The 8239-nt window shown below is 71.1% G+C and carries 6 protein-coding genes and 1 pseudogene; 1 reads left to right on the forward strand and 6 read right to left on the reverse strand.

Annotation, left to right across the window (positions count from 1 at the left end; all coding sequences use genetic code 11):
• Positions 1–334: 334 nt before the first annotated feature.
• The 6 genes and pseudogenes from ACFVWU_RS43315 to ACFVWU_RS43340 all read right to left on the reverse strand — a co-directional run bounded on the left by ACFVWU_RS43315 (position 335) and on the right by ACFVWU_RS43340 (position 7027).
• Positions 335–838: a transposase family protein gene (locus ACFVWU_RS43315; protein WP_387631897.1), complete on the reverse strand. Its 504-nt coding sequence runs from the start codon at positions 836–838 to the stop codon at positions 335–337.
• 69 nt (positions 839–907) lie between these two features.
• Positions 908–1615, reverse strand: a pseudogene (locus ACFVWU_RS43320) (glycoside hydrolase family 6 protein); the annotation flags it as partial.
• Between the two features lie 15 nt (positions 1616–1630).
• Complete coding sequence (locus ACFVWU_RS43325; protein WP_387631900.1) at positions 1631–3937, reverse strand: glycoside hydrolase family 3 N-terminal domain-containing protein; 2307 nt, start codon at positions 3935–3937, stop codon at positions 1631–1633.
• An 86-nt stretch (positions 3938–4023) separates the two neighbouring features.
• Positions 4024–4842: a carbohydrate ABC transporter permease gene (locus ACFVWU_RS43330; RefSeq protein WP_387631887.1), complete on the reverse strand. Its 819-nt coding sequence runs from the start codon at positions 4840–4842 to the stop codon at positions 4024–4026.
• Positions 4842–5738, reverse strand: a complete 897-nt coding sequence (locus ACFVWU_RS43335) for a carbohydrate ABC transporter permease (RefSeq protein ID WP_387631890.1) — start codon at positions 5736–5738, stop codon at positions 4842–4844. The genes ACFVWU_RS43330 and ACFVWU_RS43335 overlap by 1 nt, the downstream gene beginning before the upstream one ends.
• A complete protein-coding gene (locus ACFVWU_RS43340; protein ID WP_387631892.1) occupies positions 5735–7027 on the reverse strand; it encodes an ABC transporter substrate-binding protein in 1293 nt (430 codons plus the stop codon). Before ACFVWU_RS43340 ends, ACFVWU_RS43335 begins: the two co-directional genes overlap by 4 nt.
• Positions 7028–7218: 191 nt before the next feature.
• Here ACFVWU_RS43340 and ACFVWU_RS43345 point away from each other — a divergent pair.
• Positions 7219–8239, forward strand: a 1021-nt coding sequence (locus tag ACFVWU_RS43345; RefSeq protein WP_387631895.1) for a LacI family DNA-binding transcriptional regulator, incomplete at its 3' end; no start/stop codon positions are given.

Below are 8239 nucleotides of genomic sequence, written 5' to 3' on the forward strand. Positions count from 1 at the left end.
TTTACCCCGGGGTTCGCCGCCCCCCCCCCCCCCCCCGCCACGGCGGTCTGCCAGCCGCCTGGAGACCAAGCGGTGGCCGTCAGAGCGGCGACAGCAACGACGAGGAGCCGTCTGCACATCGGTCGACCCAAGCGAGCGAGCATTGATACCTCTTTCATGTCGCTGGTTATCAACGGGCTCTACCCGCGCGTTCGAAGGCACCAGCCCGACGGGCACATCATCGTCAGGGCGCATTCGATGCTTTTGCCAATTTCTTCCTCAATCGCAGAAGTTCACTCGCTTGGCGTCTGCTTGCGCCATCCGAGACCACCAGAGTGCACGTTCAGGTCGTTGATCAGGCCGGTGGGCGTGGACGGCGTCGAACAGGTCGGTGAAGGCGTGCCGCCAGGGCCAGTGAGGTTTTCTCAACGGTGATCACTTCCAGATTTCCGTTGAGGGCGAGGGCGGCGCGGGCGATGTCGCCGATCAGGCTCGGGCTGAGCGTGGCGTGCTGCAGGGCCCGCCATCGCTGCTTGAGCTCGGCGGCGGTGCGCTCGCCGAGGGCCCTGACGTGCCGCAGCAGCGTGTTGAACATTCGCGTGTCGACGTGAAGTTCCTGTTCGGACTTGCCCTTTGGGCGTCGGATCGGGATGCGGATACCGATGCCGGCCCCGATGCAGCCCTTGTTCGCCGGGGGCGGCAGGCCATCGGCCGCTGCCTTGTGCAGTGTGGGCAGGGCGTGGATGCGGGCCGCGGTGATGTCGAGCGTGGAGCCGGATTCGAGATCGGAGACCCACAGCGGGGTGCCGTCCGGAGCGGACAGGAACTGGACGATGGAGCGGCAGGCTGAGTGAGCGATACAGACCTTGGCGTTTCAAGGTGATGGCGGTGGGAGGTCGAGGGAGAGTCCGGTCCCGGTGAGGAAGCCGTTGAGGACAACACTGGCGAGGTTCGCCAGACTCCGTTTGACGTGGGCCCACAGGTACTCGACCGCGTTCAGCTCCCCGGCCGCGGCCAGGTGCTGGGCCATGGTCTCGGTGCTCATCCAGGCGGGGTTGCCGGCGTCCAGATAGAGCCGGGTGTTGGGGGCCTTGGCGTTGAACTGCGCGATGGCGTTGCGCAGCATCGCGTTGCGCTCGGTGATCTGACCGGCGGTCATGCAGGTCTCGTCGCCGAGCGAGTCGGGTTCGAGGACCACCACCGCCGGCCGGTTGCCGATGCCACTGGCGAAGACGGCGATCCAGGTGGCGTAGTCGGCGGGGGTGCCCGCGCCACCGCCGGACTGGCCGGCGCAGATGTCCCGGTCGGGGATGTTGTAGGCCACCAGGATCGGCGGCTTGCCCTTGGCGGCGGCCGCGCCGACGTAGGCCCCGGTCGCCGTCCCGATGGTGCCGCTCCAGTTGCCGAACCAGCGTGCCGTCGGCACGTCGGCGATCGAGGCCTGGATCGCGGGGGCGCGGCCGTCGGCACGGTTGGCGTTGACCCACTGCTGCGCGGTGGAGTCGGGATCCACGTAGGAGCCGCCGGTCAGGGTGGTGGGGTCCGCGGCGTGGGCGGTCGCAGGCTGGACCGCGACCAGGAGGGCGGTCAGTGCGGGTGTCATGAGCAGGGACAGCCGGCGGATCGATCGACGCATGGGGGGCTTCCTCCGCTACGGGGTGGGGGCTGACGGGAGGTCGTGGACGGTGACGGTCGGGTGCAGTCGGCGGGTGTGGTCGAGCGGACGGGCCGGGCCGGTGAGGCGCAGCGGGACGGTGAGGCGGGGGTCGGTGCTGGAGGCGGAGATCCGCAGTTCCAGTGCGCCGGGTTCGACGATCCGCCCGCCGTCGCGGCCCGTGAAGGAGGCCAAGTCGGCGGGGAGGGCCAGCTCCACCCGGCAGCCCGCTCCGGCGTCCAGCGGTATCCGGCGGTAGCCGATCAGCCGCTGCACCGGCTGGACGACGGTGGCCACCGGGTCGTGGAGGTACAGCTGCACCACCTCGACGCCCGCCCGGGTGCCGGTGTTGCGCAGTTCGAAGGCGAGCCGGAAGGTGCCGTCGGTGCCGGTCTCGGCAGTCCGGACCTCCAGGCCGGACCAGGCGAACTCGCTGTAGCCGAGCCCGTGTCCGAAGCCGAAGGCGGGAGTCGGGTCGGTGCTGGAGACCTCGCCCGCCTGGGCCAGCCGCGCGGCCAGGTAGGTGGAAGGCTGGACCCCGGGGTGGGCGGGGACGGAGACGGGCAGCCGCCCGGACGGATTGACGCGCCCGCTGAGCACGCCTGCGAGCGCCGCCGTCCCGGCCTCGCCGGGGAAGAAGCACTGGACGATCCCGGCCGCCTCGGTGACGGCGCGCCCGAGCGCGTACGGCCGCCCGGCCAGCAGGGTGACCACCACGGGCGTCCCGGTGTCCAGTACCGCTTCCAGCAACTGCCGCTGTCTGCCGGGAAGTTCGAGCAATGCGGCATCACAGCCCTCACCGCTGGTGCCGCGCCCGAACAGCCCGGCCCGGTCGCCGAGGGCGAGCACCACCACGTCGGCCCGCCGGGCGGCGTGTACGGCCTCGGCAATGCCGGCGGTGTCCTCGCCGTCGACCGTCACGCCGCGCACCGTGCGCAGTTCGCTGCCGGCCAGCTCGGTACTGGTCAGCTCGGCCGCCAACGCCTCGCGCAGGGTGGGGAGTTCGATGCCGGGCGGGGTCCCGGGGTGCTGTCCCCCGACGTGCACCGGAAAGGAGTAGCAGCCGAGTACGGCGGTGGGTTCGTCGGCGTTCGGGCCGATCAGCGCGATCCGGGCGGGGTCGCGCAGCGGCAGCAGGCCGTCGTTGCGCAGCAGCACCACGGCCTGTTCGGCGAGGTCGGCGGCGAGCGCGCGGTTGGCGGGCCGGTCCAGGTCGACCAGACCGCGCAGCGCCCCCGGTTCGCTCAGATCGGCGTCGGCGAGGGCGGCCGGCACGGGGCTCCAGTCGGCGTCCAGCAGACCGAGTTCAACCTTCTGGACCAGCACGCGGCGCAGCGCCCGGTCGATCAGCCGCTCCGGCACGGCGCCCGCGACGACCGCGTCGAACAGTGGCTGTCCGAAGGTGTCGACGGTCGGCAGTTCGACGTCGACTCCCCCGGCCAGGGCCTGTGCGGCGGCGTCGGACCGGTCCTCGGCCACGCCGTGCAGGGTCTTGAGGAAGGCGATGCCGAAGTAGTCGGCGACGACCGTGCCGGTGAACCCCCAGGTGTCCCGGAGCAGTTCGGTGAGCAGGGCCTGGTCGGCGGCGGAGGGGAGGCCGTCGGTGTCGGTGTAGGCGGGCATGACCGAGCGGGGTCGGCCTTCGCGGACGGCCATCTCGAAGGGCGGCAGGATGACGTCGGCGCGCTCGCGCGGGCCCATCGAGACGGGCGCGAGGTTGCGTCCGGCGCGGGAGGCGGAGTACCCCGCGAAGTGCTTGAGGGTGGCGACGATCCCGGCCGACTCCAGGCCCTGGACGTAGGCGGTGGCGATGGTGCCGACCAGGTACGGGTCCTCGCCGATGGTCTCCTCGACCCGCCCCCAGCGGGCGTCGCGGACCACGTCGAGCACCGGCGCGAGGCCCTGGTGCACCCCGACGGCCCGCAGGTCGCGGCCGATGGTGGCGGCCATCGTCCGGACCAGCTCCGGGTTGAAGGTGGCGCCCCAGGACAGCGGCACGGGGTACGCCGTGGCTCCCCAGGCGGCGAAGCCGGCCAGGCACTCCTCGTGGGCCAGGGCCGGGATGCCGAAGCGGTTGGCGGCGGCGATCCGCTGCTGGGTTCGCAGCAGCGAGAGCGCGCCGAGCGCCGGGTCGACCGGGGCGGTGCCGAACGGCCGGGTCAGCTGGCCGAGCCCGTACGGCAGGAGGGTGTCGAGGTCGGGTGGCGGCTCCATCTCGTGCTGGTGCGGGGCGACTTCGTCGCCGTCGGCGTCGGCGCCGACCCAGACGCCGACCAGTTGGGCGGTCTTCTCCCGCAGAGTCATCGCCGCGATCAGGGCATCGGCCCTGGTCTCCGGGGTGAGCGTGGCGTCGCGCCACACGGGCGCGGGCTCGGGGTACCGGTGGTCGTTCACTTTCCTCCCACCCCCGTCAGGCCCTGGACCAGGGCGCGGCGGGCGAACAGGTACACGATGAAGACGGGGAGCATGGACAGCACCACGGCGCTGAGCAGTCCGGGCACGTCCACGCCGTGTTCGGTCTGGAACTCGTACAGGCCGAGGGTGACGACCTTGGTGGAGTCGGACTGGGTGAGGATCAGCGGGAAGAGGAAGCCGTTCCAGGCCTGGAGGGCGGCGAAGACCGTGATCGAGGACAGTCCGCCCTTGGACAGCGGGAGCACCAGCTGCCGGAACACCCGCGCCGGGGACGCGCCGTCCATCGCCATCGCCTCGTACAGCTCGGGGCTGATGTCGCGCATCGCACCGGTCAGCACCAGGGTGCAGACCGGCAGGCAGAAGGCCGCGGTCGGGAGGATGACCCCGATCAGGTGGTCGTACAGGCCGGTCTTGCTGATGACGTAGAACATCGGCACGATCACCGCCTGGGCGGGGATCGCCAGGCCCAGCAGGAAGAGTCGGAACACCCATCCGGTCGCCCGGCCGCGGGCGCGCACGATGGCGTAGGCGAGCGGCGGGACGACCAGCAGCACGATGGCGACCACGCCGGCGGTGACGGTCAGGGTGTTGAGGAAGTCCCGGCCGAAGCCGGTCGAGAGGTCGGTCAGGTAGTTCTGCAGGGTCCAGTGCGCGGGCGGTTTGAGCGGGCCCTCGGTGGAGTAGTCGGAGCGGGTGCGGAAGGTGGCGATCAGCAGCACGTACAGCGGCAGGCCGACCAGCAGCAGCCACACCAGGGAGCCGAACCCGGCCAGGACGTTGGGGCGCCGGCGCATCACAGGCCCTCCGTCGTGCCGCGCATCCGGTCGTAGCCGGAGAGCCTGACCACCGCGAGCGAGATCAGGGTGGCGACCACCACGAGGACCAGCGCGATGGCCGATCCGGTGCCGAAGTCGAAGCCCTTGAAGGCCTTCTGGTACATGTAGTAGGCGGTGACGGTGGTGTCCGTGCCGGGGCCGCCCTGGGTGAGGATCAGCACGGTGTCGAAGGTGGTCAGGCCGCCGACCACCATGAGGATCACCGAGGTGATGACGGTGTTGCGCAACTGCGGCAGGGTGATGTGGAAGAACTGCCGCACCCGGCCCGCCCCGTCGACGGCCGCGGCCTGGTAGAGCACCTGGGGAATGACCCGGGCGCCGCCCTGGTAGATCAGCGCGTGCAGCGGGGTGAACTGCCACACGCCGACGAAGGTCAGCACCCCGATCGCCCCGCTCCTGCTGCCGAGCAGGTTGCCGTCGCCGAACAGCCAGGTGAGCTGGGCCGGTACGCCGAAGTTGGGGTCGAGGACGGCCCGCCACACCACCGCGACGGCGGTCGCCGAGAGCAGCAGCGGCACGAAGTAGATCGCCGACAGCACGGCCCGGTTGCGCTGCCGCCCGGCGGCCCAGACGCCGAGCAGGATGCTGATCGGCGTCTGGGTCAGCACGCCGAGGGCGGTGAGCAGCAGGGTGGTCCAGACGGACTGGAGCATCACCGGGTCGTGGAGCAGGGCGGTCCAGTTGGCCAGGCCGTTGAAGCGCGGTTCGCCGATGCCGTCCCAGCTGGTGAAGGAGAGCACGACGACCAGCAGCAGCGGTGTGAGCGCGAACAACAGGAAGAACACCGCCGCGGGGAGCGCCCAGACGAAGCCCGGGCGGGTTGCCTCCGCGCCGGGCCGCGCACGGCGCGTCATGAGGTCGGCAAGGCCTGCATGGCCTTGATGAAGCCGTCGGCGTCGATCCTGCCGTCGAAGAACTGCTGGACGGCCGTGTGCATCGGGGTCATGGCGCTCGGCGGGTAGGCCTGGTCCCAGGACAACTGGAACGAGGGGGCGGCCTTGACCAGTTGGTACTGGTCCTTGGAGTAGGCGGGGCTGGCGGAGAGGTCGAGGAAGTCGACGGTGCCGGTGGTGGTCGGCAGGTTGCCGAGGGCCAGCTGCGCCTTCACGAACTCCTCGGAGTACATCAGCTTGAGGAAGGCCGCGGCGGCCTCCGGGTGCTTGGTCCTCTTCAGTACGGAGTAGAAGTTGTTGGTGTTGCCGACGACGTCGGCCGCGTCGCCCATGCCGCCGCTCAGGGCCGGGAAGCCGGTGTAGCCGAGGCCGGACTTGGCGAAGTCCGGGTTGGCGTCCTGCTGCGTGGCGTAGTACCAGGAACCCATCAGCTCGAAGGCGGCCTTGCCCTTGGCGACCAGGGCCGGGGAGCCGCCGTCGGTGAACTTCACGGAGTCGAAGTTGCTCCCGAACGCCCCGGCGTCGACCAGCTGCTTGAGGGTGGCCAGCGCCTTGCGGCTGTCCTCGCTCGCCCAGGCCTCCCGGTCGCCGCCGATTGCCCGTTGGAACAGGCCGGGGCCGGCGATCCGGTCGTAGAGGTACTCGAACCACATCAGGGTGGGCCACTGGTCGCCGCCGCCGAGCGCGATCGGGGTGATGCCCTTGGCCTTCAGGGCCTTGGCGGCGGCGAGGAGGTCGTCCCAGGTCTTCGGTGGGGTGAGTCCGGCGTCCGTGAGCACCTTCTTGTTGTGGAACAGCAGCACCGGCTGGGTGCCGCGCATCGGCACTCCGTACGGCTTGCCGTCCACCACCGCCGAGTTGAAGACCGAGGGCAGGAAGTTGTCCTTCAGGCCCGGGTCCTTGGCGATGAAGTCGTCCAGCGGCAGCAGCAGGCCCGCCTTGACGAACGGTTGGATGGAGCCGCCGCCCCAGTTGAAGAAGACGTCCGGGGCCCGCGGGGTGTTGATCACGGTCTGGAGCTTCTGCTGGTAGTCGGCGCCGGGGACGGTGTCGAGCACCGCCTTGACCTTGGAGGTCCGGTTGAACGTGTCGACGATCTGCTTCTCGACCTTGTTGCCGGCGTCGCCGTAGACCAGCACGTGGATCGTCCCGTCACCGGAGTCGGAGGCGGCGCCGCCGGAGCCGCAAGCGGCGGACGTACCCAGGACGAGTGCGGCGGCCGCAGTGATCGCGGCGAATCTCGATCGCATATCCTGCCCTCAGTTTCGAATGTTTCGAGCAAGTTGCCGAATGTTGTGGGAAACCTAGAACCGAGCTGACCGCCCGTCAAGAGTGCCGACGGGATCGGCCCCGGCCCGTCGGCGGGCTAGCATCCGTGCGATACGGACCGCCCGCGGCCGTGCCCGACGCCACCCACGACGGAGTTCGCCCAGCAGGGGCAGTGCAGGAGGAACCCGTGAACAGAGCGGCCACGCTCGCCGAGATCGCGCAGGAGGCAGGAGTCTCCGCGCCGACTGTTTCGAAAGTCCTGAACGGACGCGCCGACGTCGCCCCGGCCACCCGGGAACGGGTCGAGGAACTGCTGCACCGGTACGGCTACCGGCGGCGGCGCGGCAACCGCCAGACCAGCCCGCTACTGGAACTGGTCTTCCACGAGCTGGAGAGCGCCTGGGCGGTCGAGGTGATCCGGGGCGTCGAGAACGCGGTCCGCGAGGAGGGCCTGAGCATCGTGCTCTCCGAGTCCGCCGAACGGCACGGCCCTGGCCAGTCCTGGGTGGACGGGGTGCTCGCCCGCCGCCCCACCGGCGTGGTGCTGGTGCTGTCCGACCTGGACCGCTCGTTGCGCGAGCAACTGGCCAGCCGGGACATCCCCTTCGTGGTGCTGGACCCGGCCGGCGACCCCGGCCAGGACGTGCCCGCCGTCGGCACCACCAACTGGGACGGCGGCCTCGCCGCCACCCGGCACCTGCTCGACCTCGGCCACCGGCGGATCGGCCTGATCGGCGGCCCCGCCCGGATGATGTGCAGCCGGGCCCGGGCCGACGGCTACCGGGCGGCGCTCGACATGACGGGCATCCCGTACGACCCGGCACTGGTCCGCGAGGGCGACTTCCACCACGAGTCCGGACGCCGGCTCGGCCTGGAACTGCTCCGCCTGCCGGACCGGCCGACCGCCGTGTTCGCCGGGAACGACCTGCAGGCGCTCGGCCTGTACGAGGCCGCCCGCGAGCTGGGGCTGCGCATTCCGGAGGACCTCAGCGTGGTCGGCTTCGACGACCTGCCGCTGGCCCGCTGGGTGGGCCCGCCGCTGACCACCGTGCGCCAGCCGCTGACCGAGATGGCCGAGACGGCGACGCACCTGGTGATCGACCTGGCCCGCGGAGTGCGGCCCGGCACCCTGCGGGTGGACCTGGCCACCAGCCTGGTCGAGCGCAGCAGCACCGCCCCGCCGCGTACGGTCC

This window comes from Kitasatospora sp. NPDC058190 (assembly GCF_042883685.1).
Lineage (GTDB): Bacteria > Actinomycetota > Actinomycetes > Streptomycetales > Streptomycetaceae > Kitasatospora.

Bases quoted from the DNA above. Each gene is read 5' to 3' on its own strand.
- ACFVWU_RS43325 (WP_387631900.1), bottom strand. From the start codon at position 3,937: ATGACTCTGCGGGAGAAGACCGCCCAACTGGTCGGCGTCTGGGTCGGC.
- ACFVWU_RS43330 (WP_387631887.1), bottom strand. From the start codon at position 4,842: ATGCGCCGGCGCCCCAACGTCCTGGCCGGGTTCGGCTCCCTGGTGTGG.
- ACFVWU_RS43335 (WP_387631890.1), bottom strand. From the start codon at position 5,738: ATGACGCGCCGTGCGCGGCCCGGCGCGGAGGCAACCCGCCCGGGCTTC.
- ACFVWU_RS43340 (WP_387631892.1), bottom strand. From the start codon at position 7,027: ATGCGATCGAGATTCGCCGCGATCACTGCGGCCGCCGCACTCGTCCTG.